22 protein-coding genes are annotated in these 26644 nt (G+C 70.5%); 17 read left to right on the top strand and 5 right to left on the bottom strand.

The features are described from left to right. Positions 1 to 44: 44 nt before the first annotated feature. The 5 genes from CP983_RS07850 (at position 45) to CP983_RS07830 (ending at position 5431) form a co-directional block, all read left to right on the top strand. Positions 45 to 347, top strand: a complete 303-nt coding sequence (locus CP983_RS07850) for a 4a-hydroxytetrahydrobiopterin dehydratase (protein WP_150499077.1) — start codon at positions 45 to 47, stop codon at positions 345 to 347. Positions 348 to 350: 3 nt separating this feature from the next. Beyond that, entirely contained in the window at positions 351 to 1094 is a 744-nt protein-coding gene (locus CP983_RS07845) for a class I SAM-dependent methyltransferase (RefSeq protein WP_150499076.1), read from the top strand. Positions 1095 to 1191: 97 nt separating this feature from the next. Beyond that, entirely contained in the window at positions 1192 to 3066 is a 1875-nt protein-coding gene (locus CP983_RS07840) for a rhamnogalacturonan lyase (protein WP_150499075.1), read from the top strand. 109 nt (positions 3067 to 3175) lie between these two features. Further along, the gene (locus CP983_RS07835; RefSeq protein WP_125526338.1) at positions 3176 to 3625 is read left to right on the top strand and encodes a MarR family winged helix-turn-helix transcriptional regulator; all 450 of its coding nucleotides are present in this window, start codon (positions 3176 to 3178) and stop codon (positions 3623 to 3625) included. Positions 3626 to 3676: 51 nt separating this feature from the next. Then, positions 3677 to 5431: an MFS transporter gene (locus CP983_RS07830; RefSeq protein WP_229914660.1), complete on the top strand. Its 1755-nt coding sequence runs from the start codon at positions 3677 to 3679 to the stop codon at positions 5429 to 5431. Between the two features lie 15 nt (positions 5432 to 5446). Here the strand turns inward: CP983_RS07830 and CP983_RS07825 are convergent, their stop codons facing one another. After that, positions 5447 to 8095, bottom strand: coding sequence for a cellulose binding domain-containing protein (locus tag CP983_RS07825; RefSeq protein WP_150499074.1), 2649 nt, complete (start codon positions 8093 to 8095; stop codon positions 5447 to 5449). A 279-nt stretch (positions 8096 to 8374) separates the two neighbouring features. Continuing rightward, the gene (locus tag CP983_RS07820) at positions 8375 to 11290 is read right to left on the bottom strand and encodes a glycoside hydrolase family 48 protein (RefSeq protein WP_150499073.1); all 2916 of its coding nucleotides are present in this window, start codon (positions 11288 to 11290) and stop codon (positions 8375 to 8377) included. 251 nt (positions 11291 to 11541) lie between these two features. Here CP983_RS07820 and CP983_RS07815 point away from each other — a divergent pair, with 251 nt between their 5' ends. Next, positions 11542 to 13017, top strand: a complete 1476-nt coding sequence (locus CP983_RS07815; protein ID WP_189748494.1) for a cellulose binding domain-containing protein — start codon at positions 11542 to 11544, stop codon at positions 13015 to 13017. Positions 13018 to 13050: 33 nt separating this feature from the next. Next, positions 13051 to 14769, top strand: coding sequence for a glycoside hydrolase family 6 protein (locus CP983_RS07810; protein WP_150499071.1), 1719 nt, complete (start codon positions 13051 to 13053; stop codon positions 14767 to 14769). Between the two features lie 114 nt (positions 14770 to 14883). On the opposite strand, the gene CP983_RS07805 is transcribed toward CP983_RS07810, so the two are convergent. After that, entirely contained in the window at positions 14884 to 15654 is a 771-nt protein-coding gene (locus CP983_RS07805; protein ID WP_150499070.1) for a phytanoyl-CoA dioxygenase family protein, read from the bottom strand. Positions 15655 to 15791: 137 nt separating this feature from the next. Here CP983_RS07805 and CP983_RS07800 point away from each other — a divergent pair, with 137 nt between their 5' ends. Beyond that, entirely contained in the window at positions 15792 to 16700 is a 909-nt protein-coding gene (locus CP983_RS07800) for a class I SAM-dependent methyltransferase (protein ID WP_150499069.1), read from the top strand. 96 nt (positions 16701 to 16796) lie between these two features. Continuing rightward, positions 16797 to 17498, top strand: coding sequence for an SDR family oxidoreductase (locus CP983_RS07795; RefSeq protein WP_150499068.1), 702 nt, complete (start codon positions 16797 to 16799; stop codon positions 17496 to 17498). A gap of 26 nt (positions 17499 to 17524) precedes the next feature. On the opposite strand, the gene CP983_RS07790 is transcribed toward CP983_RS07795, so the two are convergent. After that, entirely contained in the window at positions 17525 to 18220 is a 696-nt protein-coding gene (locus tag CP983_RS07790) for a glycoside hydrolase family 75 protein (RefSeq protein ID WP_150499067.1), read from the bottom strand. 207 nt (positions 18221 to 18427) lie between these two features. Between CP983_RS07790 and CP983_RS07785 the strand changes: the two genes are divergently transcribed. Then, positions 18428 to 19039 carry a hypothetical protein gene (locus CP983_RS07785; protein ID WP_125529605.1) on the top strand — a complete coding sequence of 204 codons (612 nt, stop codon included), beginning with the start codon at positions 18428 to 18430 and terminating at the stop codon, positions 19037 to 19039. Positions 19040 to 19144: 105 nt separating this feature from the next. Here CP983_RS07785 and CP983_RS07780 read toward each other — a convergent pair whose 3' ends face one another. Then, positions 19145 to 19975: an aldo/keto reductase gene (locus CP983_RS07780; RefSeq protein WP_125529604.1), complete on the bottom strand. Its 831-nt coding sequence runs from the start codon at positions 19973 to 19975 to the stop codon at positions 19145 to 19147. 310 nt (positions 19976 to 20285) lie between these two features. Between CP983_RS07780 and pqqA the strand changes: the two genes are divergently transcribed. The 7 genes from pqqA to CP983_RS07745 are packed head-to-tail and all read left to right on the top strand — an operon-like array spanning position 20286 to position 26621. After that, on the top strand, positions 20286 to 20435 hold the full coding sequence (gene pqqA / locus CP983_RS44410) for a pyrroloquinoline quinone precursor peptide PqqA (protein ID WP_189748492.1): 150 nt from the start codon (positions 20286 to 20288) through the stop codon (positions 20433 to 20435). Between the two features lie 22 nt (positions 20436 to 20457). After that, on the top strand, positions 20458 to 21213 hold the full coding sequence (gene pqqC / locus CP983_RS07770; RefSeq protein ID WP_373309790.1) for a pyrroloquinoline-quinone synthase PqqC: 756 nt from the start codon (positions 20458 to 20460) through the stop codon (positions 21211 to 21213). Continuing rightward, positions 21210 to 21464 carry a pyrroloquinoline quinone biosynthesis peptide chaperone PqqD gene (gene pqqD, locus CP983_RS07765; RefSeq protein ID WP_107908059.1) on the top strand — a complete coding sequence of 85 codons (255 nt, stop codon included), beginning with the start codon at positions 21210 to 21212 and terminating at the stop codon, positions 21462 to 21464. The genes pqqC and pqqD overlap by 4 nt, the downstream gene beginning before the upstream one ends. Then, complete coding sequence (gene pqqE / locus CP983_RS07760) at positions 21461 to 22546, top strand: pyrroloquinoline quinone biosynthesis protein PqqE (RefSeq protein WP_150499066.1); 1086 nt, start codon at positions 21461 to 21463, stop codon at positions 22544 to 22546. The genes pqqD and pqqE overlap by 4 nt, the downstream gene beginning before the upstream one ends. After that, positions 22543 to 23724, top strand: coding sequence for a glycoside hydrolase family 88/105 protein (locus tag CP983_RS07755; protein WP_150499065.1), 1182 nt, complete (start codon positions 22543 to 22545; stop codon positions 23722 to 23724). The genes pqqE and CP983_RS07755 overlap by 4 nt, the downstream gene beginning before the upstream one ends. Before the next feature lie 4 nt (positions 23725 to 23728). Further along, positions 23729 to 24502, top strand: a complete 774-nt coding sequence (locus tag CP983_RS07750) for a heparin lyase I family protein (RefSeq protein ID WP_150499064.1) — start codon at positions 23729 to 23731, stop codon at positions 24500 to 24502. Positions 24503 to 24551: 49 nt separating this feature from the next. After that, positions 24552 to 26621, top strand: coding sequence for a PQQ-dependent sugar dehydrogenase (locus tag CP983_RS07745; protein ID WP_150499063.1), 2070 nt, complete (start codon positions 24552 to 24554; stop codon positions 26619 to 26621). Positions 26622 to 26644: the final 23 nt, after the last annotated feature.

Below are 26644 nucleotides of genomic sequence, written 5' to 3'. Positions count from 1 at the left end.
GGCAGGCTGAAGACGAACCCTCCCGTGCAGGAAGGAGCGAGGCCATGCCCCTCGAACCGCTGTCGCAGAAGGAGATCGAGGACCGGCTCGCGGAGCTGCCGGGCTGGTCGCTGGAGGGCGACCGGATCGCCCGCTCCTACCGGCTCCCCTCGCACTTCGCGGCCACGGCGATGGTCGTGCACATCGCCCAGGTCCAGGAGGAGCTCGACCACCACTCCGATCTCACCCTGGGCTACAACACGGTGTCACTCACCGTGAACACCCACACCGTGGGTGCCGTCACCAAGCGGGACTTCGCCCTGGCCCGCAGGATCGAGGACCTCGCCTCCGGTCACGGAGCGCAGTGAGGCGTGCTCGACTACGACAAGGAAGCGGAGCGGTACGACGCCTCGCGCGGCGGCGAGCCCAGAGCGGCGGCCGCCGCGCGGGCCGTGCTGGGCCTTGTGCCGGACGGCACCCGGCGCCTGCTCGACGTGGCCTGCGGCACCGGCATCGTGACGCGGCGGCTGGCCACCGGGCGGGACGGCCTGTGCGTGACCGGCGTCGATCTCGCGCCCGCCATGGCCCGGCAGGCCGCCGCCCGGCTGCCCGGCACCGTGGTGCTCGCCGACAGCCGCCGGCTGCCGTTCCGCGAGGGCCGCTTCGACGCCGTCAGCAGTGTGTGGCTGCTGCACCTCGCACCGACCGCCGAGGACGTGCGGGCCATCGTCGGCGAGTGCGCCCGGATGCTGCGGCCCGGCGGCGTCTACGTCACCACCGTGGACAAGGCCGCCGCGCACAACGTGGGCAGCGACATCGACGCCGTCATGGCCTCCCGCCCGTGCCGCGCGGCCCGGGACGCGGCGGCGCTCGTCGAGTCGTACGCCCTCGACCACGCCCTGCTCCCGGCGGGCGAGGCCCGCTTCACCGGGCACGGCCAGGGCCGCAGCCCCCGCCGCACGGTGGCCGACCTGCGCCGGGGCTGGTTCGTCACGGTTCCGCCCGGCGGCGATCTGGCGGCCGGGTTCGCCGCCCGGCTGGCGGAACTCCCGGACCAGGACCGCCCCAGACCCGATCCGGTGTTCACCGTGCGGGCGTTCCGCAAGCCCGGGTGACATTCCGCGGAACCGGCCGGGAAACGCGGCAACTCCCGTACGCACGGCGGCGACTGAGGGAACGGAACCCGTCCGTCCTCCCGAGGAGGTACGTCCCGTGCAGCACCCGCGCAGGCACCGCAGACGCCGGGCCGCACTGTCCGCGGCCATCGCCGCCGCCGGTCTGATCGCCGCCGGACTCACCACGCTCGGCGGCGCCGGCACGGCGCAGGCCGCCACCGCCCGCCAGGTCGAGGCCCTCGACCGGGGCGTCGTCAGCGTCCACACAGCCGCCGGCAACCTGGTCGGCTGGCGCTGGCTCGGCACCGACCCGAACGACGTCTCCTTCAACGTCTACCGGGCCGGCACCAAGGTCAACTCCGCCCCGATCACCGGCTCCACGAACTACTTCCACTCCGGCGCCCCCGAACAGGCCGACTACACCGTCCGGGCCGTCGTGGGCGGCGTCGAGCAGGCCGACTCCGTGCACGCCGTGCAGTTCCGCCCGGGCTACAAGGACGTCCCCATCAGCCCGCCGGCCGGCGGCACCACCCCCGACGGGGTCGCGTACACCTACGAGGCCAACGACGCCTCCGTCGGCGACCTCGACGGCGACGGCGCCCTCGACTTCGTCCTGAAGTGGCAGCCCACCAACGCCAAGGACAACTCCCAGTCCGGCTACACCGGCAACACGATCGTCGACGGCATCAAACTCGACGGCACCCGGCTGTGGCGCATCGACCTGGGCCGCAACATCCGCTCCGGCGCGCACTACACGCAGTTCCAGGTCTACGACTACGACGGCGACGGCAAGGCCGAGGTCGCCATGAAGACCGCCGACGCCACGGTCGACGGGACGGGCGCGGTGATCGGCAGTGCGTCGGCCGACCACCGCAATTCCTCCGGCTACGTCCTCGCCGGGCCCGAGTACCTGACCATGTTCAACGGGCAGACCGGCAGGGCGATGGGGACGGTGGACTACGTCCCGGCCCGGGGGACGGTCTCCTCGTGGGGCGACTCCTACGGCAACCGCGTCGACCGGTTCCTCGCCGGCACCGCCTACCTGGACGGCTCCCGCCCCTCGCTGATCATGGCCCGCGGCTACTACACCCGTACGGTCATCGCGGCCTGGGACTGGCGGAACGGTGCCTTCACGCGGCGCTGGACCTTCGACACCAACTCCTCCACCAACAGCGGCAAGGGCTTCGACGGCCAGGGCTCGCACAGCCTGTCCGTCGGGGACGTCGACGGCGACGGCAGGGACGAGATCGTGTACGGCGCGATGGCCGTCGACGACAACGGCAGCGGCCTGTGGACCACGAAGACCGGCCACGGCGACGCCCAGCACCTCGGTGACCTCGACCCCTCGCACGCGGGACTCGAGTACTTCAAGGTCTCCGAGTCCACGAGCCAGCCCGCCGAGCTGTACATCAACCCGGCGAACGGCGCCGTGAACTGGAAGCTCGCCGCCTGCTGCGACAACGGCCGGGGCGTGGCCGGGGACATCTACGCGGGCAACGACGGCGCCGAGGTCTGGTCCGCCTCCGACACCTCCGTCCGCGACGAGGCCGGCGCCACCAAGGGCCGCGAGCCGTCGTCCGTGAACTTCCTGTCCTGGTGGGACGGCGACACCGTCCGCGAACTCCTCGACGGCACCCACATCGACAAGTACGGCACCTCGTCCGACACCCGCCTGCTGACCGGCTCCGGTGTCTCCTCGAACAACGGCACCAAGGCCACACCCGTGCTCTCCGGCGACATCCTCGGCGACTGGCGCGAGGAGGTCGTCTGGCGCACCAGCGGCAACACGGCCCTGCGCATCTACTCCACGCCGTACGAGACGAGCACGAGGATCACGACCCTGCTCCACGACACCATGTACCGCACGGGTCTGGCCTGGCAGAACACGGCATACAACCAGCCTCCGCACCCGAGCTTCTTCCTCGGAAACGGGATGGGGACGGCACCGAGGCCCGCGGTGTACACACCGTGACCCGGTAGGGAGAGGCGGTCACCGCGGTGCGCCGGGTGGCCGCCTCTCTTACCCTATTTTTAATAGGGAACCTATATAGGCACGTGATACGAATGAAGGTGTGGAGCGGATGGAGTCGGAAGAGATCGCCCGGGCGCTCGCCGAAGTCGCGGGAACCGTGATCCGCAGCCTGACGGACCGCCGGGGCATGAGCTTCACGACCGCCTCCACGCTGGGCCGGCTGGAGCGGGAGGGCCCCGTCCGGCTGACCGCGCTCGCGGCGGCGGAAGGCGTCGCGCAGCCGTCGATGACCCAGCTCGTGCAGCGGCTGGAGAGCCAGGGGCTGGCGAGGCGGGTCGGCGACCCCGACGACGGACGGGTGAGCCTCGTCGCCGTCACGGACGCCGGGCGCGAGGTGCTGGCCGAGCGCAGACGGGAACGGGAGGCGCGGCTGGTGAACCTGCTGGCCGCCCTGACCGAGGACGAGCGGGAAGCGCTGGGCGCGGCCATGGAGACGGCCGTACCGCTCGTCCGGCGGATGGTGCACGAGCCGGACCGCCCCGGCGACGTCCAGCGCTGACCGGCCCGACCGAGGAGGACGGCCGGTCCCGGAACGCAGAGAGAGCAGGCCATGGCCACCGAGGAGACGACCGACCGCAGGGCCGGCGCACCCGCCGCCCGGCAGCGCGGACGCAGCGCCTGGATCGGCGCCGACCACCCCCGCTACAAGTGGGTGGCGCTGACCAACACCACCCTCGGCATCCTGCTCGCCACCATCAACAGCTCGATCGTGCTGATCTCGCTGCCGGGCATCTTCACCGGCATCCGGCTCGACCCGCTCCAGCCCGCCAACGTCAGCTATCTGCTGTGGATGCTGATGGGCTACATGCTCGTCACCGCGGTGCTGGTGGTCGCCCTCGGCAGGCTCGGCGACATGTGGGGCCGGGTCCGCATCTACAACGCCGGGTTCCTGATCTTCACCCTGACCTCGGTGATCCTCTCCCTCGACCCGTTCCAGGGCGCGGGCGGGGCGCTGTGGCTGATCGGCTGGCGCATAGCGCAGGCCGTCGGCGGCGCCATGCTCATGGCCAACTCCGCGGCCATCCTCACCGACGCATTCCCCGCCCGGCAGCGCGGCATGGCCCTCGGCGTCAACATGGTCGCGGGCATCGCCGGGTCGTTCGTCGGCCTGGTGCTCGGCGGGGCCCTGGTGACCTGGAACTGGCGCTCGGTCTTCTGGGTCAACGTGCCGATCGGCATCATCGGGACGGTGTGGGCGTACAAGTCGCTGCACGAGACCGGCGTACGCACCCCCGGCCGGATGGACTGGTGGGGCAACCTCACCTTCGCCGTCGGGCTGACCGCGCTGCTGGCCGGCATCACCTACGGCATCCAGCCCTACGGCGGCCGCACCATGGGCTGGACCAACCCCTGGGTGCTGGCCGGGCTGATCGGCGGCGCCGCCGTCCTCGCGCTCTTCTGCGTGATCGAGACCAAGGTCGCCGAACCGATGTTCCCGCTGCGGCTCTTCCGCGACGCGGCCTTCGCGGGCGGCAACCTCGCCGCGCTGCTCGGTTCCATCGCGCGCGGCGGGCTCCAGTTCATGCTGATCATCTGGCTCCAGGGCATCTGGCTGCCGCTGCACGGCTACGACTACGCCGACACCCCGCTGTGGGCCGGCATCTACATGCTGCCGCTGACCGTCGGGTTCCTGGTCGCCGGGCCCGTCTCGGGATACCTCTCGGACAAGTACGGGGCGAGGCTGTTCGCCGCCGCAGGGTTCGTGGTGATGGCCGCGTCCTTCGCCGGACTGCTCGCCCTGCCCACCGACTTCGGCTACGGGCTCTTCGCGCTGCTGGTCTTCCTCAACGGCCTCGGCGGCGGGCTGTTCGCCGCCCCCAACACCTCGATCATCATGTCCAGCGTGCCGGCCGAGGCCCGCGGCGCCGCCTCCGGGATGCGCGCCACCTTCCAGAACGCGGGCATGGTCCTGTCGATGGGCGTCTTCTTCTCGCTCATGGTCGCCGGACTCTCCGGCTCACTGCCGGGAACCCTGACCTCCGGACTGACCGCGCAGGGCGTCCCGGCCGGCGCCGCGCACACGGTGGCCGGACTCCCGCCCGTCGGCGTGCTGTTCGCCGCGTTCCTCGGCTACAACCCCATCCAGCACCTGCTCGGCGGCAGCATCCTCGGCGGGCTCCCGCCGGAGAACGCCGCGCACCTCACCGGCCGGGAGTTCTTCCCGCACCTGATCTCCCAGCCCTTCCACGACGGCCTGGTCGTGGTCTTCTCCCTCGCCATCGCGATGTCCCTGGCCGCCACGGCCGCCTCCCTGATCCGGCGCCGCAGGCGCACGGCCACGCCCGCACCGGCGGAACGACCGTGAAAACGCCGCCGGTCGTCACACCACCGTGCAGCTCTGTTCACCCAGCCTGAACGACGCCGGTCTCGCGTTCGTCCCCGACCAGCTCCCCGTGAACCCGAAGCTCACGGACGACCCGGCCGCGACGCCCCCGTTCCAGCTCACGTTCCGCGCGGTCACCGCCGAACCCGACTGCGTGTACTCGGCGTTCCACAGCTGCGTGATGCGCTGACCGTCCGCGAAGGACCACCCGAGCGACCAGCCGTCCCAGGCCGACGACCCGGTGTTGGACAGCTGCACCTCCGCCTGGAAACCGCCCGACCACTGGTTGGTGATCCGGTACGTCACGGTGCAGGCGCCGGTCGGCGCAGGAGTGGGGTCGGTCCCGCCGCCCGCGTCCGAGGTGTCGCCGTAGACGACCCCGCGGCCGTTCGTGGACACGTACACCCGGCCGTACACCCGCGGATCACCCGTGATCGCCGCACCCGTCCAACCCCACTGATGGGCGTCGTCGTTGATGCGGGTCCAGGTCGCGCCCTTGTCGGTGGAACGGAAGATGCCGCGCACACCGCCGATCTTCGCGCTGGTGTAGAGGGTCTGGTACGACGCTCCCGGCGCCGCCTTGCCGAAGCCGATCGTGTCGGCCTGCCCGACACCGGACAGCTTGGTGAACGTGGCGCCCGCGTCGGTCGAGTGCCACAGACCGTACGCGCCGTCCGACGCACCGCCCGCCAGCCAGATCTCGCCCTTCGTCCCGGGCAGCGCCTTGAAGCGGACGCTGTCCCCGCTCGGCAGCCCGCTCGCCGACGACGCCGTGAAGGTCGCGCCGCCGTCCGAACTGACGTAGAACTTCCCGGACTTGAAGCCGTAGAAGACCTTCGGGTCGATCCGGTCCGACTCCACGACCGCCCCGGCCGGGATCCCGCTCGACGCCTGCCACGACGTGCCGAAGCCCGTCGTGTACTGCACGCTCGCCCCGGCCGGGCTCCACACGAACCGGCCGCCGTCCGCCGCCGCCGCGACGGTGCCGCCGCCGCTGACCCCCGAAGGGTCGGTGCCCGCGAACCAGTTGGCGCCGTTGTCCGTCGAGAACGCGATGTGCGGACCCGAGTCGAGATCGCCCACCCGGACGAACGTGTTCGGGCTGGTCTCGGCGAAGTCCAGGCTGGTCGTCGTGGTGAAGTTCGGCTGGGTGAACATCATCGACGGCACCTTGGCGAGGTCCGTGTGCCGGAAGCCACCGACGTCACCGAGAGCGCTCAGCAGCGGGGCGCCCGACGGGGGAGAGGCGAGGTCGTTGACCGCCGTCTCCTCCAGCCCCTGCACCATCGGCCGGACGGTGAACCGACCGCCGCCGTCCCACTTCGTCAGATCCTCGGTGCCGTAGATCGTCGCACCCGTCCCGTACATCATCCGGTTCGAATCGAACGGGTCGATCTCCAGCGCCTCGGTCATCCAGCCCAGCTTCGGAGTCTGCTCGGGGGGCGACGGATTCGCGCCCCAGGTCAGCCACGGAGACGACGAGACGTCCATGGTGTAGCGGTTCGCGCGGTCGGGATACGACGTGTAGTCCCACGCCTTCGTCCAGGTGCCGCCGCTGTCCGTCGAGCGGAAGAGCTGCGTGTCCGGCCACCAGGAGCTGTACGCCGTCGCCATCACGGTGCCCGGCTTCTGCCGGTCGACGGTCAGACCGCTGAAGCCGTAGTAGGTGTCGGCCTCCGCGACCGGGCTGATGTCGGTCCAGGTGCCCGTCCCCGTCGCGTACCGCCACAGCCGGCCCTTGCCGCCGTCGTACGGGCCGCCCTTGTCGCTGTAGGCGAGATAGAGATAGCCGTTCGCCGCGTCCAGGACGCCCTTGTGCGCCAGGTACCCCGTGGGCTGCCCGGCGACCCGCGACCAGGTCGCCCCCGCGTCCGTCGACCGGTACACCGCGTTGTCCTTGTCGGCGACCCCGACGTAGATCGTCCGTGTCGCGGTCCCGGCCGTGCCCGTGGACTCGTCGAAGGTGACCCACACGATGCCCTGGTTGTCGCTCGCGTACCCGCTCGTGTCGCTCGGATCCTGCACGTAGTTGCCCACGTTGGGGAAGTTCGCCACCTGCGACCAGGACGCCCCGGAATCGGTCGAGCGCCACAGCCCCTTGCCGCTGGGCGCCCCCAGGTACAGCACGCTGTTCCGGTTCGGGTCCACCGCGAGCCGCTCGCCCATGCCGCGGCCGGGCATGTTGCCGCCCAGCTTGAACGGCAGGTCGGCCTTCTGCCAGCTCGCGCCCCGGTCGGCGGAGCGCAGCACGGCGCCGTTCCCGGGGTCCCAGCTGTTGGTGTACGTCCCGACCGCCGCGTACACCCGGTCCGGGTCGACCGAGTCGGACGCCAGGCTCACCACACCCGTGTGCCCCCAGTCGTCCCAGCCGACCGAGTCCAGCAGCGGCGTCCAGGTCTTCGAGGACTGCTGCCAGCGGTAGGCGCCGCCGATGTCGGTGCGGGCGTAGGCGAGGTTCCTCTCCTTGCGGTTGAAGACGATGCCGGGGACGAAGCCGCCGCCGTCGATGCGGGCGTTCTTCCAGGTGTAGGTGTCGGCGGTGATCGACACGTTCTTCGCGGCGTCGGCACCGAGCGCGGGCGGAGCGCCCGCGAGCAGCCCGGCCGCCAGCGCGAGCACCGCCGTGAGGATGCGGGTTCTTTGCACGGGGGGTCCTTTCCGGAAAGGGAGTGGGGAGAAGCGGGTGGGGGGTAAGCGCTTTCCGCATGGCCCGAGAGTTGCCGGGCGACCCCTGTGCGGGAGGGGGCCGCCCGGCGGTTCGGTCCCACCGTCAGGTGACGGGACCACGCACGAGGAGCTTTCAGGCGGTTCCGAGGAAACGCCGTGCCCTGAAGGCGCCCCTTCAGGGGCGCGGGGAACTGCGCGACCAGCCACAACGGACCCGCAGACAAGTCACGGCCCAACCCGCGGAGCGCCCGGCGGGGACTATTCGAGAAGCTCCGCGTACGAACCCATGGCCAGGGCGATGTCCGCCTGGGCCCAGAACCGGTGGTACGTGAACGACGGCACCGCACCGCCCGCGAGATACGCCTCGATCTTCGACCAGGCCGGGTCGTCCTCGTAGAACGAACGGATCGAGTCGAAGGTCGACGACGAGCTGATCGCGTCGCCGTTCGGCATGGTGCCGGTCCAGCCGCTCGGGACGTGGATCGCGTCGTCGAAGCGGTTGTAGTCGGCGCGGTTCTCCGCGACGGCGATGCCCAGGGCGTCCTGGTGGTTGTCCCACATGCCGTCGAGGAGCGCCTTGGCGGTGCTCGCGGCCTGCGTGTCACCGGAGCGGTCGGCGTAGTACGTCAGGGTCTTGGCGTACGCGGCCGCCACGCCGACGTCGTCGGTGTAGTCGGCGACGGTGACATGAAGTCCGTTGTTGGCGCCCGGACTCGAGGCGTTCCAGGTGTCGGGCTGCCCCGACCACTGGAGCGTCGACGGGATCCGGTACGTGCCGTCCGGGTTGACGGTCGTCTCGGACAGCGCCCAGTCCACCCACTTGTCCAGGACGGCCTTCGCGGAGGCGTTCCCCGTCTGCTGGTAGTACTCGGCGACCCGTTCCATCGACCACGCCTGGAAGCCGAACCACTGGTTGGACGGCGGGTCGTGGTAGACGGGCTGCTGGTCGTAGTACATGCCGTAGAAGGTCGACGTGCCGGTGGGCGGTGTGGCGTACCGGCCCGCCCAGCTGTTCGTCGCCCCGCCCGCGATCGCGCCCTCGCTGGACTGGAGCCAGCGGTAGAACTCGACCTGCCGCTGAAGCGACTTGGCCCAGTCCGCCTGCCCCGTCGCCGACTTGGGCTTCAGATCGGCGTAGGAGGCCAGGGCGTACGCGGCCATCGGGTTCTGGTAGCCGCCGTGGGTGTGGCTGGAGCCGATGCGCCAGGCCCAGCCCGCCGAGGTGTCGGTGGCGCCGCCCCAGGCGTAGTACCAGGAGAGCAGGTAGTGCGAGGCGTCCTTGCCGGTGCCGGCCGGGCAGGTCGACGGACCGACGCAGTTGCCGACCTTCTTGAAGTACTTGTCGTACATGGCGTAGCGCAGATAGTCGCCCATCTTCGCGGCCTTGGCGACGGTCGCGGAGATGTCGCCGCCCTTGCCCTGCGCGTCGGCCCACTTGTCGGCCCAGTAGGCGGCCTGCACCGCACGCGCGTCGGCGTCCGGGGCGTTGGTGAACTTCCACTGCTTTGCGTAGGAGGCATCACCGGTGAACAGGTCCAAGTACCCGTTCTTCCCACCGTACTTGAACTGGTCGCAGGTCGGCTGCGGCACCGTCTCCCACACCGACTCCTGCGCACCGCGCTGGAAGGTGTTGATGTACGACGGCCCCGTGTCCGCGGGCCCAGCCTCGCACTTGCCCGGCGAGTTGCCGTACCCGTAGACGTTGTCGACGTCCTGGAGCCAGTGCATGCCGTAGACGTCGTCCGTGCCGTACGCGCTCTTCAGCTCGGCCGCGATCGGGTCAGGACCGACCGAGACGGCGGTGTCGAGCTTCGCCGGGTACTCGTTCGGGGTGTCCAGCTCGGGCGCGTAGGTGGCCGGCTTGGAGGCGTTGTAGAAGGAGTTCGTCGGCTGGTCGGCGTGGGTCGGGATCATGTACTTCTCCATGATCTCCCAGGCCCCGTTGAACTTGGACCAGTCGCCGGTGACCTTGCCGTACATCGCCTGCAACCAGAGAAGGTAGCTGTAGGCCTCCGACGTGGTCTCGTGACCGTGGTCCGGCGCCTCGACGATCAGCGTCTCGACCGAGTGGTACGGGATGCCCTCGGGCGAGAAGTAGCCGTTCGCCGGGTTGGTGATCTTGCCGTACAGCTCCAGGAACCGGGCGTCGTACGCCTTCGTCGCCGCGATCTGGGTCGCCGTCACCGATGCCTTGGCGTGCCCGGTGGCCGTCGACTCGAAGGTCGCCGAGCCCGTGCCGGAGGCGGCCGCGGTGATGGTCACCTTCTGGGCCGTGTTCCAGTTCGAGGACGTGAAGGTGAGCGAGGCACCGCCGGTCACCGACAGAGCCGGGTTGCCGCTCGTGCGGGCGGTCGTGACGGTGACATTGGCCGACGGCTGGGTCGACAGCTTCACGTCGTACGTCGCCGTTCTGCCCTGCTGGACCGGGAGTTGGGTCGGCGCGGCCACCACGGCGGGACCCGAGGCGACCGTGATGCCGACCGGCGTGGAGTCCGCGGACGCGCCCAGGCTGTCGTACGCCTTCGCCAGAAGCGAATGACTGCCCACGGTCAAGCCTGAGACCGAGAGCGAGTACGGCGCCGTCGTGTCCGTGCCCAGCAGGGTCGTGTCGTCGTAGAACTCGACCTTGCCGATCGTCGCGCCGTCCGCGGCGGCGGCCGTGGCCGCGAGCGGGACGGCGTCGCCCTGCGAATAGACGGCACCCGCCGCCGGGCTGGTCAGCACGGTGATCGGGGGCTGATGGGCGCCGGTGCAACTCGTGCCGTTGATCGCGAAGTTCGTGGGCGCGGCATTGCTGCCGCTGTACGTGAACTGCGCGCCCGTGGTGACGGCGGCACCGGCGGGGATCCGTCCGTTGTAGCCGGCGTCCTTCACGGTGACCGTCTGGCCGGACTGGGACCAGGTGCCGTTCCAGCCGTTGCTGAGCCTCTGGTTGCCCGCGTAGCCGTACGTCAGGGTCCAGCCGTCGATGACGTCCGTACCCCGGTTGGTGATCGTCAGATCCGCGGTGAAGCCGGAGCCCCAGTCATTGGTCTTGTAGTCGACACTGCACTGAACTGCCGCTGCCTGAGCAGGTGTCGAACCCGTGCTCAGCATCGTCAAGGGGAGCGCCAGGGCCGCTACGACCGCCGTCCACAACCGTCCTGCGGTTCTGCGTCTGCGTGGGGGATGCACGTGCTGGTTCCTCCTTGCGGCTCGGAGAAGTCAAGGCTTGAACCAGTGGGAGCGCTCCCATAGTGCGGACGGGGGTGCGAGGGGTCAAGGTGCTTGAAGAGTCGAAAAGATTCGACGAGTTCAGTTGAGCGAAAGTCAGTTACTCCTCTGTCCTTCGTCGTCACTTGGCGCTAACTTCATGGGCACCAGTGGGAGCGATTCCATCAGTCGACGCGTCCGTCACGGCGCGCCTGATCTGCAAGGAGTCGCTCATGCGACACCCCCCGCGTTCAGTACTTTTAGCCGTCACCGGAGCGGTCGCCCTTGTCGCGGCCGTGACGGTGCCGGTGGTCACGGCGCAGGGAGCCACACCCGCGTGCACGGTGGAGTACTCCGTCACCGGCCAGTGGGACGGCGGCTTCCAGGGGGCCGTGACCGTCACCAACAACGCCGCACCCGTGAGCGGTTGGAGCCTCGGCTTCGACTTCGCGGGCGGGCAGAAGGTCACCCAGGGCTGGAACGCCAAGTGGTCCCAGTCCGGTACGACGGTGACGGCGACGAACGAGAGCTGGAACGGCTCCCTCGCCACCGGCGCGAGCGTCAGCGCCGGGTTCATCGCCTCGTGGTCGGGGAGCAACGCCGTTCCGACCGCGTTCCAGCTCAACGGCACCACCTGCAATGCCGGCGCCGAACCGGACCCGACCGACCCGACCGATCCGCCGGAACCCGGTGACGGCTCGGTGCCGGCCCTGCATGTCGCCGGGAACAAGCTCGTGGACGCCGACGGCACCACCCGTCGCCTGCTCGGCGTCAATCGCTCCGGCGGCGAGTTCATGTGCGTCCAGGGCTACGGCATCTGGGACGGTCCGGTCGACGACGCCGCCATCGGGGCGATCGCCGACTGGAACGCCAACACGGTCCGCATTCCGCTGAACGAGGAGTGCTGGCTGGGCCTGTCGAACATCAAGCCCGAGTACGGCGGCACGAACTACGTGAGCGCCGTCAAGGACCTGGTGGGGCGGGTCAAGGCCCACGGCATGACGCCGATGCTCGAACTGCACTGGTCCTGGGGCCAGTACACCGGCAACTCGGCGGGCTGCTCCGACGTGCACGCCACCTGCCAGAAGCCGATGCCGAACATGCAGTACACGCCCGCCTTCTGGACGTCGGTCGCAGGCACCTTCAAGGACGACCCGACCGTCGTGTTCGACCTGTTCAACGAGCCCTACCCGGACCGCGCGACGTCCACGACCACCCAGGCGTGGCAGTGCTGGCGGGACGGCGGCACCTGTCCCGGCATCGGGTACGAGGTGGCCGGCATGCAGGACCTCGTCGACGCCGTGCGGGACACGGGCGCCGGCAACCCGATCCTGCTCGGCGGGCTCGCGTACTCGAACGACCTGAGTCAGTGGCTGACGTACCGGCCCACCGACCCGGCGGGCAATCTCGCCGCCGCCTGGCACGTCTACAACTTCAACACCTGCGCGAACGAGAGCTGCTGGAACTCCACGCTCGCCCCCGTCGCGGACCGGGTGCCGCTGGTGGCGGGGGAGATCGGGGAGAACACCTGCTCGCACTCCTTCGTCGACCGGGTCATGAAGTGGTTCGACGACCGGGACCTGTCCTACCTCGGCTGGACCTGGAACACCTGGGACTGTTCCTCGGGCCCGGCCCTGATCTCCGGCTACGACGGAACCCCCACGTCGTACGGCATCGGGTTGCGCGACCATCTGCGCGCCCTGGACTGACAACTCCCCTCACTCGAGAAGGAACCCGCACTCATGAGTCGTACCAGAACAGCGATGCTCGCCGCCGCGGCGCTGGTCGCCGGGGCCTCGGGAACCGCGCTCGCCGCGGACCCGGGTGGAATCGGCCTGGCCGCCGTGCCCTGCACCGTCGACTACAAGGTGCAGAACCAGTGGGACACCGGCTTCACCGCCGCCGTCACGGTCACCAACCAGGGCGCAGCCAAGTCCAACTGGTCGGTGAAGTGGTCGTACGCCGGGAACCAGAAGGTCACGAGCGGCTGGAACGCGAAGATCAGCCAGAGCGGCGCCGCCGTCACCGCGGCCAACGAGACCTACAACGGCACGCTGGGGACCGGCGGTTCGGTCAGCTTCGGCTTCCAGGCCTCCTACAGCGGCACCAACGCCCTGCCGGCCACCTTCACCCTCGACGGCGTGACCTGCAACGTCGACGACGGCGGTGGCGGCCCCACCGATCCGACCGACCCCGGCCCCACCGGTCCCAAGGTCGACAACCCCTACTCCGGCGCCAAGGTGTACGTGAACCCGGAGTGGTCCGCGAAGGCCGCCGCCGAGCCGGGCGGCAGCCGGATCGCCGGTCAGCCGACCGGTGTCTGGCTCGACCGGATCGCCGCGATCAACGGCGTGAACGGCGGCATGGGCCTGCGCGACCACCTCGACGCGGCCCTGACGCAGAAGGGTTCCGGCGAGCTGGTCGTGCAGCTGGTCATCTACAACCTGCCGGGCCGCGACTGTGCCGCCCTCGCCTCCAACGGCGAGCTCGGCCCGACGGAGCTCGGCCGCTACAAGACCGAGTACATCGACCCGATCGCCGCGATCCTCGCCGACCCGAAGTACGCCGCGCTGCGGATCGTCACCACGATCGAGATCGACTCGCTGCCGAACCTGGTCACCAACACCGGCAGCCGTCCGACGGCCACTCCGCAGTGCGACGTGATGAAGGCCAACGGCAACTACCAGAAGGGCGTCGGCTACGCCCTGAACAAGCTCGGCGACGCGGCCAACGTCTACAACTACATCGACGCCGGCCATCACGGCTGGATCGGCTGGGACGACAACTTCGCTTCCAGCGCCGCCGTCATGAAGGAGGCCGCGACCTCGGAGGGCGCCACCGTCAACGACGTGCACGGCTTCATCGCCAACACGGCCAACTACAGCGCCCTGAAGGAGAACAACTTCACCATCAACGACTCCGTCGCCGGCAAGTCCGTCCGTGAGTCGAAGTGGGTCGACTGGAACCGCTACACCGACGAGCTGTCCTTCGCGCAGGGCTTCCGCAACCAGCTGGTCACGACCGGTTTCAACTCCGGCATCGGCATGCTGATCGACACGTCGAGGAACGGCTGGGGCGGCAGCGCACGGCCGGCCGGGCCGGGTGCCACGACCGACGTCGACACCTATGTCAACGGCGGCCGCTACGACCGCCGTATCCACGTCGGCAACTGGTGCAACCAGTCCGGGGCCGGCCTCGGCGAGCGTCCGCAGGCCAGTCCCGCGGCGGGGATCGACGCGTACGTCTGGATCAAGCCCCCGGGTGAGTCCGACGGGGCCAGCTCGGAGATCCCGAACGACGAGGGCAAGGGGTTCGACCGGATGTGCGACCCGACGTACACGGGTAACCCGCGCAACGGCAACAACCTGTCCGGGGCGCTGCCGAACGCTCCGCTGTCGGGGCACTGGTTCTCCGCGCAGTTCCAGCAGCTGATGCAGAACGCCTACCCGCCGTTGTCGTAACGCGGTGAATCGGGACTGCGGGTGCGCTGTGGTTGATCGCGCCCGCGCGGCGGAGCCGCACATTGGATACAGCCCCGCGCCCCTTTCAGGGGCGCGGTGGTCGCCGGGGTCCGGTCAGTTCTCTCTGGCCAGGCCCCGGCGGATCGCGAACTCGACCGCCGAGTAGTCGGCGTCGGTCCGGTCCAGGTTCAGCGGCTCCGCCGGGTGCAGCGGTGGCTGGGCCATGAAGCGGGGGCGGGTGCCGTGGTGGGGCTGGGCGGCGTGGACCAGGAAGGGGTGGCAGAGGTAGACGTCGCCGGGGCGGCCGGTGGCGTGGGCGAGCGGGCGGTGCGCGGAGGCCTCGGCGACCTTCGGGCCCAGCTCCAGGAAGGTCGCGCCGGCCTCGCCGTACGGTGCCAGGACCTCCGGTACGTCGAGATGCGAGCCGACCCGGATGCGGGTCGGGGCGTCGTCCTCGCCGACCTCGCTGAACAGGAACAGCATCAGCAGGGCACGGCCCTTGGAGTGCACGTTCGTGTGGACGTGCTCCGCGCCTTCGGGCAGATAGCTGCCCTCGATGTGCCAGCCCGCGTCGTCGGGCTCCTCCGCGTGCGGAAACCGCAACGGGAAGCTGCCCAGTGAGTAGCGCGACTGCCAGCGGTCCTCGCCCACCAGCACATCGAAGGCCTCGTGCAGGACGGGCGTGTTCACGGCGGCCGCGAAGGGGCCCTGCGCCATGTCGTACACCCAGTGCACGGGGTCCTTCCAGGTGCCCGGGTCCTCCGGGTCGCGCCCCGTCTCGCGCCACAGCAGCCGCGCGCAGTGCTCGGCGACCCGTGGCGGAAAGGCGCCCTCGATCCTCACGAAACCGTCCTCGAGGAAGCGCTCCACCATCTCGTCGTCCATCGGGCCATGGTGGGCGAGGCGCACCGGTCCTCGCACCCCATTTTCTTTGCCCCGTTTTTGCCGCCACGGCAAGGACAGTGGCATCGGGGCGGTGCGGCGGAGCAGGCTGGCGGCAACCGGACGAGAGGCTGACCACCATGGCGCACGAGGAGCACCCGCACCACCGGCACGAGCACCCGGGACACGGGCACCACCACGACCACACCGATGTCGACTGGGCCGCGATGGGTCCGATGCTGGAGACGCAGGCCGAGCTGTTCCTGCCGCTGTACGAGCACGCCATGGCCTGGCTGGGCAAGCGGCAGACCGAGCCGGGGCTGATCGTGGACGTCGGCAGCGGTCCCGGAGTCGTGTCCTGCCTGCTCGCCGACGCCTTCCCCGGCGCCCGGATCGTCGCCGTCGACGGGTCCGAACCGCTTCTGGAGCGGGCGCAGGCACGCGCGGAGCGGCTCGGTGTCGCGGACCGCTTCGGCACGCTCGCCGGTGAACTCCCCGATGTGCTCGGAGAGTTGGACTATCCGGCCGATCTGCTGTGGGCCGGCCGCAGTCTGCACCACCTCGGCGACCAGCGGGCCGCCCTTGCCGCGTTCGGTGACCGTCTCGCCGCCGGCGGCACGCTGGCCCTCCAGGAGGGCGGTCTGCCGACGCGGTTCCTGCCCCGGGACATCGGCTTCGGACGGCCCGGGCTCCAGGCGCGTCTCGACGTGCTGGAGACGGAGTGGTTCGCGCGGATGAGGGCCGACCTCGCCGGCTCCGTCGCCGAGACCGAGGACTGGCCCGCGCTGATCACCGCCGCAGGTCTGCGGCCCACCGGCACCCGCACCTTCCTCCTCGACCTCCCCGCCCCGACCACGGACCGCGCCCGCGCCTACGCCGCCGACGTCCTCACCCGCACCCGTGACGGTGTCGGCGACCGCCTCGACGCCGAGGACCGTGCGACCCTCGACCGGCTGCTCGACCCGGACGACAAGGCGAGCGTGCACCACCGCCCCGATCTGTTCGTGCTGGCGGCCCAGACGGTGTACACGGCGGTGCGGACCAGGTGACACCGGGCACGGCGGCCGGCGGCGGGGCTTGACTTCGAGAACTCTCCAAGTGATGGACTCCCCCTCGTCCCGAACCGAGACACAGGGGGAACCACCATGAACGACTCTCCGGTCGCGCTCATCACCGGCGGCGGCAGCGGTATCGGCGCCGCCGTCGCACGGCAGTTGCTGGACGCCGGGCACAGGGTCACCGTCACCGGCCGCGGCGAGGCGCGGTTGCGGGCCTTCGCCGAGGAACTCGGGGAGCCTGAGGGCCTGTTGACGGTCGTCGGGAACGCCGCCGAGTACGCGGACGTACAGGCGGCGGTCGAGGCCACGCTGAAGGCGTTCGGGCGGCTGGACACGGTCGTGGCCAACGCCGGGTTCGCCACCCACGACAGCGTCGCCGAGGGCGACCCGGCCGGCTGGACCGAGATGGTCCTGACCAACGTCCTCGGCCCGGCCCTGCTCATCCGGGCCTCCATCGACGCCCTCAAGGAGACCCGCGGCCGGATCGTGCTGGTCGGCAGCGTCGCCGGGTTCGTGCCGGGGCCGGGCAACATCTACGGGGCGACCAAGTGGGCGGTGACCGGGCTCGCCGAGAACACCCGGCGACAGGTGACCGACTGGGGCGTGGGCGTCACCCACATCGCCCCGGGCCGGGTCGAGACACCGTTCTGGGACAGCTACGGCAGCCTGCCGCCGGGGCATCTGCTGACCGCCGACCAGATCGCCGACTCGGTGGTGTGGGCCATCCGGCAGCCCGACGGAGTGGACGTCAACACCCTCGTCGTACGGCCGCTCGGACAGCCCAACTGACCTGCCGCAGCGCTGAGTCGACCGACTCAGTTGTTGGCTATGAACTCCTTCGCCAGCCGATCGCCCGTCGAGACCGCCGTGCTGTGGTTCTCGATGGGCGAGACCCGGGAGTTCTTGAAGAGGATGTAGGTCACGCCGGAGTCGGTGCCGCCGGTCTCCGGGTCGGGGTCGATGCCGAGCTTCTCGGCGGCGGAGTAGGAGGCCTCACCGATGATCGGCTGGGGGCCGGTGTCGCCGACGACGGCGTACACGACCTGGTTGTTGTAAACGATGGCCACCACTCCCGCGCCCTGGATGCCGGCGGCCGAGTAGTTCCAGGTGCCGCTGATGCTGGGGACCACGACGTAGGGCAGCGTGTCGGAGCGCAGCGGCTTGCCGTCGGACTGGTGGAACGCGGTGTCCGGCTGGAACCAGGGGTCGGTGTCCTCGTTGCACTTGGCGGTGCGCTGGCCGTCGCAGTCGATGTCCATGTCGGCCTTCCAGAAGACCGCGCCGTTCTTGCCGCAGACCGGGACGGTGGCCGACGTCTCCTCGTCGGTGCGGTACTTGCCGTTGGAGATCTGCGCGCAGGACGTCACCTTCGCGAGCAGGGCGGCCGCGCTGACCGAGCCCTCCCGCAGGGTCGGCGACTGCGGATGGCCGGAGGCGCTCGTGGGGAGCAGTCCGGCGGCGAGCAGCGCGGCGCCGGAGGCCGCGGCGAGGGTCAGTGTTCGGATGCGCACTGTGGGGGGACCCTTCTGTGAGGAAGTACTTCTGTTAGGAAAGTTTCCTGACTGGGTGCCGTACAAGGTGGCCCTCTTTACATGGCCCCGTCAAGCCCTCGCGTGCGACCTGGGGTCCCCGGCGCTGATTGCGGCGCGATCGCCCCGGTAGAAGACTGGAGATTGCCGAAGATTTCGGATGTGTGCCCCGGATTTTCGGGAGGTGCCATGTTCGTACGCGCGATCTACACGACCGGCGATCCCACGAAGATCGACACGGCCATCCGGGCGATGAACACCGAGGGGCGGGATCTGCTGGAGGACCGTCCGGGATACCGCGGGGCGAGTGTCTTCGTGGACCGGACGCTCGGGAAACTGCTCGCCGCCAGCTGGTGGGAGTCGGAGCGGGCCCGGCAGAACAGCGACGAGGTGCTGCGCGAGCGGCGGGCGGCGATGCTGGACCCGTTCGCGGGGACGCTCGCCGTCGACAACTACGAAGCGCTGGTCTTCCACCAGGCGCGCCCGCCGCAGGCGGGCGGCGGACTGCGGCTGACCAGGCTGGAGTTCGACCCGAGGGACACCGACCTGCTCGCCGACACGTTCCGGGCGACGGTGGTGCCCCGGCTGGAGACGCTCCAGGGGCTGGCCCGGGCGTCCCTGCTGGTCGACCGGGAGCGCGGGCGCGGGATGGTCGGAGTGATCTTCGTCGACCAGACGTCCCTGGCGGCGTCGCGCTCGGGTCAGGCGGCGGCCCGGCACGAGGGCGCGGCCAAGGCCCATGTGAGCGTCATCGGGCTGGAGGAGTTCGAGGTCGTCTTCACGGACGTGCGCGGGGACTGAGGCGCTCCGCGCGGGCGACCGGGGATCCGGGCGCCCATCCGTACGCGTCCGCCCGCCGCTCGGACAGCTGAGCGGCGGGCGGACGGGGGTCGCGGTGCGGCGGTGTCAGTTGACGTCCGCCGGGTCGCTGCCGATCCGCCGGTCCTCGTTGAGCGCGCTGATCGCCGCCAGGTCCTCGTCGTCCAGGCTGAAGTCGAAGACCTCGATGTTCTCCTTGATCCGCGACGGCGTCACGGACTTCGGGATCACGACGTTGCCGATCTGCAGGTGCCAGCGCAGCACTACCTGGGCCGGGGTGCGGCCGTGCTTCTGCGCGATGGCGACGATCGCCGGGACCTCCAGCAGACCCTTGCCGGAACCGAGCGGCGACCAGGCCTCGGTGGCGATGCCCCGCTCGGCGTGCAGCGCGCGGGAGGCGTGCTGCTGAAGGTGCGGGTGCAACTCGATCTGGTTGACGGCCGGGACGACCGACGTCTCGCCGAACAGCCGCTCCAGGTGCTCCGGAAGGAAGTTGGAGACACCGATCGCGCGGATACGGCCGTCCGCGTGCAGCTTCTCGAACGCCTTGTAGGTGTCGACGTACTTGTCGCGCGACGGCGCCGGCCAGTGGATGAGGTACAGGTCGACGTACTCCAGGCCCAGCTTCTCCAGCGAGGTGTCGAAGGCGCGCAGGGTGGAGTCGTAGCCCTGGTCGCCGTTCCAGAGCTTGGTGGTGACGAAGATGTCCTCGCGGGGGACGCCGGAGGCCGCGATGGCCCGGCCGGTGCCCGCCTCGTTGCCGTAGATCGCCGCTGTGTCGATGCTGCGGTACCCGGCCTCCAGCGCGGTGCCGACCGCCCGCGTGGCCTCGTCGTCCGGCACCTGCCAGACGCCGAAGCCCAGCTGGGGCATCTCGACGCCGTTGTTCAGGATGATCGGGGGGACCTTGCTGCTCACGAGCTCTTGATCCTTACGGTTGTCGTCAGGTGGTACTCATATCGTCAACGATCACGAGGCGTGATGCATTCCTGACCGCCCGATCCGCCCGGGAAGTCGCCGCAACTGACCGACGAGTCAGTGGGCGGCGGCGAGATTGGCCGGAAACGCATCCGATGTTATCGGTCCGGACCATTGACCCTCGCTCGTCCTGCCGCGACTCTGTATCGCGCCACCGAACGTGTTGATGAACTCGGTGCATGCATGTGAACGCCAGCCGCCTGTCTGGGCTCTGAGACCCCCCACTTCCTCAGGAAGCAGGTATGCGCACATGGACGAGAAGCTGCTCCACGCCCTCCCTGCCCACCCGACGGACCAGGTCATTCAGGAAACATCGGATGAAAAGGTCTGGCAAAGCCCGGGGTACACCGTCGTGGACACCGCGCTCGAAGTGACCGCCTACGCCCTCACCGACCGCTAGCCGCCCGCACCGCGAGAGCATCGTGACCGCGACTCGCGTGCACGCCGACGGCGCCGCAGCCCCCTGGACGACCACCGAGTTCACCGGGCGGCTGCGCGCCGTCACCGCGGCCCGCTACCACGACCGCCACCCCTTCAACCTCCGTATGCACAAGGGTGAGTTGACGCCCGCAGAACTGCGCCGCTGGATCGCCAACCGCTTCCACTACCAGCGCCACATCCCCGTCAAGGACGCCCTGATCCTCGCCAAGCTGGAGCGGCCCGCGCCGCGTCGCGCCTGGCTGCGTCGCATCCGCGACCACGACGGCACGGCCGAGGGCGAGGGCGGCATCGAGCGCTGGCTGCGCCTCGGCGAGGCGGCCGGCCTCGACCGTGAGGAACTGTGGGACGCCTCCCGCGTAGTGCCCGGGGTCCGGCTCGCGGTCGACGGATACGTCAACTTCTGCCGGCTGAGCCCCGTGGCCGAGGCCGTCGCCGCGTCCCTGACGGAACTGTCGGCACCGGACCTGATGTGCACCCGCATCGCCGCCTTCGAGACCCACTACCACTGGATCGACCCGGCCGGCCTCGCCTACTTCCGCACCCGTGTCGGCCAGGGCGCCCGGGACGGCGAGGAGGCTCTCGCCCTGGTCCTGGAGCGGGCCCGCACCCGCGAGCAGCAGGAGCGGGCGGTGGCCGCGCTGGCCTTCAAGTGCGACGTGCTGTGGGCGCTGCTGGACGCGGTGGACCGAGGCGGGGGCCGAGGCGCCGGCGCAGCGGCCGGGGGAGGCGGCCCATGACCTGGCGTCCCGCCCTCGCCCGCTCGGTGGTGCTGCGTCACGACCGGGTGCGCGGCACCGACCTGTTGCTGCTGCCCGAGCGGGTGGTCGTCCTGCACGGCAGCGCCGGCGGCGTGCTGCGGCTGTGCGACGGCAGCCGGGCCGTGGGCGACATCGTCGCCGAGCTGGGGGCGCGGTTCCCCGGCGCCCCCGTCGCCGACGAAGTGCCCGAGTTCCTCCGGACGTTGCGGAAGGAGGGCTGGCTGCGATGACCGCCGACCCGCCGTGGGCCCTGCTCGCGGAACTCACCCACCGCTGCCCGCTGCGCTGCGGGTACTGCTCCAACCCGGTCGAACTGGTCGGTCGGTCAACAGAGCTGACCGCGGACGAATGGGCCGGAGTGTTCCGGCAGGCCGCCGACCTGGGCGTCGTGCAGACCCATCTGTCGGGCGGCGAACCGCTGCTGCGGCGCGAGCTGCCGGACATCGTCGCCGCCGCCGAGCGCTCGGGCCTGTACACCCAGCTGGTCACCAGCGGTGTCGGACTGGGGGAGAGGCGGCTCGGCGAACTCGTCGAGGCCGGGCTGCACAGCGTCCAGCTGTCCGTGCAGCACGCCGATCCTGATACCTCCGACCGCATCGCGGGCGCCCGCTCGTTCGCCGCCAAGGAGCGGGCCGCACGGCTGATCCGGGCCGCCGGGCTGCCGTTCGGCCTGAACATCGTCCTGCACCGCGCCAACATCGACGCCCTCGACGACCTGATCGCCCTGGGCGCGGCCTGGGGCGCCGACCGGGTCGAGCTCGCGCACACCCAGTTCCACGGCTGGGCCCTGCGCAACCGTGCCACCCTGCTGCCCACGCGGGACCAGGTCCACCGCGCCCGCACCACCCTGACCCGTTGGCGCGAACACCCGGACCCCGTACCGGAGTTGATCTGGGTCACCCCGGACTACATTGACGGAGTCGCCAAGCCTTGCATGGGCGGCTGGGGCGCCCTCTCGCTCACCGTCGCCCCCGACGGCACGGTCCTGCCGTGCCCGGCCGCGGCCGCTCTCCCCGGCCTCGACCCGCCCAATGTGAGGGACCGCCAACTCTCCTGGATCTGGTGGGAGTCGAGGGCGTTCAACGCCTATCGCGGCGATTCCTGGATGCGCGGCCCCTGCCGGAGCTGCGCCCTCGCCGCCACCGACCACGGGGGCTGCCGCTGCCAGGCGTACGCCCTCACCGGCGATGCCACGAGAACCGACCCCGCCTGCCGGCTCTCACCCGACCACGCCCTGGTCCGGGACCTGGTCGACAGCGCTCGCCCGCCGGCCGGAAACCCCGTCCACGCCTACCGCGAAGGAGCACCATGAGACGCCTGCACGCGCTGCTGACGACGACCGTGCTCGCCGCAGCGACCCTCACCGCCGTCCCCGCGGCCACGGCCGATCCGGCGCCGGCCACGACCGCGCTCAACACCCCCGCCGCCACGGCGGACTGGTCCGTCGCCGTGGTCGACTCCACCACGGCCCGCTACACGCCGACCACCATCGGCGGCTGGTCGTACCCGGTCGGCCTCTACCTCTACGGCCAGTACCTGGTCTTCCGCCGCACCCACGACCCGCGGTACCTGTCGTACATCAAGAGCTACGTCGACCGGTTCGTGGCGGCGGACGGCTCCATGAGCCAGGGCTTCAACAGTCTCGACAGCATGCAGGCCGGGCGACTGCTGACGATCCTGCACCACGAGACCGGCGAGGACCGCTACCGCGTCGCGGCGAAGAGGATCCGCGACCGCCTCGACACCTACCCGCGCACCGGGGACGGCGGCTTCTGGCACGCCGACACCGCGAGCCGCGCGCACCAGTTGTGGGCCGACGGCGTCTACATGGTCAACCCGTTCCTGGTGGAGTACGGCAAGGAGTTCCACGACTCCGCCTACGCGAACGACGAGGCGGCGAGGCAACTCCAGCTGTACGGCGGCCATCTCCAGGTCGCGGGCGGCCTGCTCCGGCACGCCTACGACGAGTCGCGCACGGCGGCCTGGTCGGACCCGGCCACCGGACTCGCCCCCGAGCACTGGTGCCGGGCCGTGGGCTGGTACTCGATGGCGATGGTGAACGTCCTGGACGCCGTCCCGGCCGGCCACCCGCGCCGCCCGGCGCTGCTGCGCATCCTGCGCGCGCTCGCCGCCGGCCTGGAGCGCCACCAGGACCCGGCCACCGGACGCTGGTTCCAGGTGATCGACAAGGGCGCCCGCGCCGACAACTGGACCGAGACGTCCTGCTCCAGCATGTTCACCTACGCCCTCTCCCGCGCCGCACAGCGCGGCTATCTGGACCGGCACTACGCGGCCGTCGCCGAACGCGGCTACCGCGGCGTCCTGCGCAAGGTCTCGCTCGGCGCCGACGGCCGCACCGAACTCACCGACATCTCCGTCGGCACCAACGTCGGCGACTACGCGTACTACGCCGCCCGCACCCGGGCCACCAACGACTTCCACGGCCTCGGAGCCTTCCTGATCATGAACGAACAGCTGAGGAGTGATTAGTGTCATGAACACATCCAGAAGGATGGTGCTGGGCGCCGCGCTCGGCGGGGTGGCCTCGGCCGCCGCCGCACAGCCCGCGCGGGCCGCGTCCTGGCAGCTCAAGTGGTCCCCGTCCGCGAGCGACGGGCTCGGAGCCTTCGAGACGATCGAGGACGACCGCGCCGACTCCCACCCCGGCGGGCAGCCGCACATCCACACCACCGGCAACAACTGGCGCTTCAACATGCACATGGCCGACCGGGACACCTCGACCGACCGCCAGCGGCACGAGGTCACAGGACTGCGCACCTCCTCCTCCAGCTATCTGAAGTGGACTTCGGGCCAGACCTGGCGGATCACGTACTCCATGTACATCCCGAGCTCGCTGAAGGCGACCACCAGCTTCACGCACATCATGCAGATGAAGCAGCCGGGCACCGGCTCCTCGCCGATCGTCGTGCAGTCCCTGCGCCGGGTGAACGGAGTGCAGACCATCGAGCTGAAGCTCTTCGACAGCGACACCCTCGTCGGCCGTACCGACCTGGAGCCGCTGCACGACAAATGGACCGACGTCGACTTCCAGATCAAGGTCGGCAACGGCTCGGCGGGCTCGGTCCGCTGGATCCTCAAGAGCGGCGGCACCACCGTGATCGACAAGTCCAAGACGGGCGTCGACACCTTCCTGGCCGACCGGGTGCGCCCCAAGTGGGGCATCTACCGCTCCCTCGGCGACACCTCCGGCTCCCTCCAGGACTGCCATCTGCTGCTCACCGACCTGCGCGGCTACCAACTCGTGTGAGCGCCACGGCCCGATGAGACCGACATCCCCCACCTGGAGGTGGACCTCCATGCATGTCATCCCCACCGGACGCCGTCCTCGCCGGGGCGTGCTCACCGCCGCTCTGGGCGGTCTGCTGCTGTCCCTCCTCACGGCCTCCCCACCGTCGAGCGCCGCAGCCGCCGCGGCGAGTGACCACCAGGCCGAGACCGCGACGATCTCCCAAGGCACGGTGGCCTCCAACCACAGCGGCTACACCGGCTCAGGCTTCGTCGACTACACCAACGTGACCGGCTCCTACGTCGAGTTCACGGTGAGCGCGGGCGCGGCGGGCGGTGCCTCACTGGCCTTCCGCTACGCCAACGGCACCGGCGCCGACCGGCCCATGGACATCTCGATAGGCGGCAGGGTCGTCGCGCCGAACGTGTCCTTCCCGCCCACCGCGAACTGGACCACCTGGGCCACGAAGACGGTCAACGCCGACCTCGCCGCCGGCGGCAACAAGGTCCGCGCCACCGCGACGACCCCGTCCGGCGGCCCCAACCTCGACAAGCTGACCGTGGACGCCGCGGCCGACACCCAGGCCCCGACCCGCCCCGGCACCCCGAACTGCTCCGCCGTCACCGAGGACGGCCTCACCCTGAACTGGGGCGCCTCCACGGACGACGTGGCGGTGACGGCGTACGACATCTACGAGCACGGCAACAAGATCGGCGAAGCCGCGGGGAGCGCGACCACCGAGAACCTCACCGGGCTCACCCCGGCCACCACCTACAACCTCACGGTCATCGCCCGCGACGCGGCCGGCAACGCCTCCCTCGCCAGCCCGGCCGTGGACTGCACGACCCGGCCCAGCTCCGACACCAGCCCGCCGACCGGGCCCGGCACCCTGTCGTACACCGAAGTCACCGCGAACAGCGCCGAGCTGAGCTGGGGCGCCGCGACGGACGACAAGGCGGTCACGGCGTACGACATCCGCAGCGGCTCCACCGTCTACAAGACCGTCACCGGCACCCCGCCCGCCACCTCGACCACCGTCACCGGGCTGGCCTGCAACAGCCCCTACACCCTGAACGTCGTGGCACGCGACGCCGCCGGGAACACCTCACCGCAGAGCAACGCGGTCACCTTCACCACCCGTGCCTGCGCCACCGACGGCGGCGTCCCGTCGTCGATCGGCACCGTGTCGTCCGGCTGGAGCATCCCCTGGGGCACGTACTGGATGCCCGACGGCAACAGCGCCCTGGTCACCGAACGCGATAGCTTCAAGGTGTTCAAACTGACCAAGGACGGCGCGAAGACGCAGGTCGGCAGCGTGCCGAACGCGGTCACCACGGACGGCGAGGGCGGACTGCTCGGCGTGGCCGTCGACCCCGGCTGGGCCACGAACCACCGCGTGTACTTCATGCACACGGCCGCCGAGGGCAACCGCATCGCGCGCATGACCTACGACGGCAGCTCCCTCGGCGGCTACACCGTCCTGTTGCAGGGCATCAAGAAGAACCGCTATCACAACGGCGGCCGCCTCGCCTTCGGCCCGGACGGCCTGCTCTACGCCTCCACCGGCGACGCCCAGACCTCGTCCCTCGCCCAGGACCGGAACTCCCTCAACGGCAAGATCCTGCGCCTGACGACCGAAGGCAAGCCGGCACCCGGCAACCCGTTCGGCACCTACGTCTACTCCCTCGGCCACCGCAACCCCCAGGGCCTGGCCTTCGACCGGGGCGGCAGGCTGTGGGAGGCCGAGTTCGGCAACAGCTCCTTCGACGAGCTCAACCTCATCAAGCCGGGTGCCAACTACGGCTGGCCGACCTGCGAGGGCACCTGCTCGGTCTCGGGCATGACCAACCCCAGGAAGACCTGGCGCGTCGCCGAGGCGTCCCCCAGCGGCATCGCCATCGTCCGCAACGTCATCTACATGGCCGCCCTGCGCGGCGAACGCCTGTGGCGCATCCCGATCGACGGCGACACCGAGAACGTCGGCGCGGCCACCGCCTACTACGTCGGCACCTACGGCAGGCTGCGCACGGTCACCAAGGTGCCGGGCGCCGACCAGCTGTGGCTGTCCACGACCAACAGCGACAACAACGGAGGGGAGCCGGACGGCGCGGACAAGATCTTCCGCGTGAGCATCGACTGACAGCCGGTGCGGGCGGGTCGGGG

Source organism: Streptomyces chartreusis (assembly GCF_008704715.1).
Classification (GTDB): Bacteria; Actinomycetota; Actinomycetes; order Streptomycetales; family Streptomycetaceae; genus Streptomyces; species Streptomyces chartreusis.
Note: the sequence above shows the minus strand (reverse complement) of the source record. Positions and strands in the feature narration are given on the sequence as shown.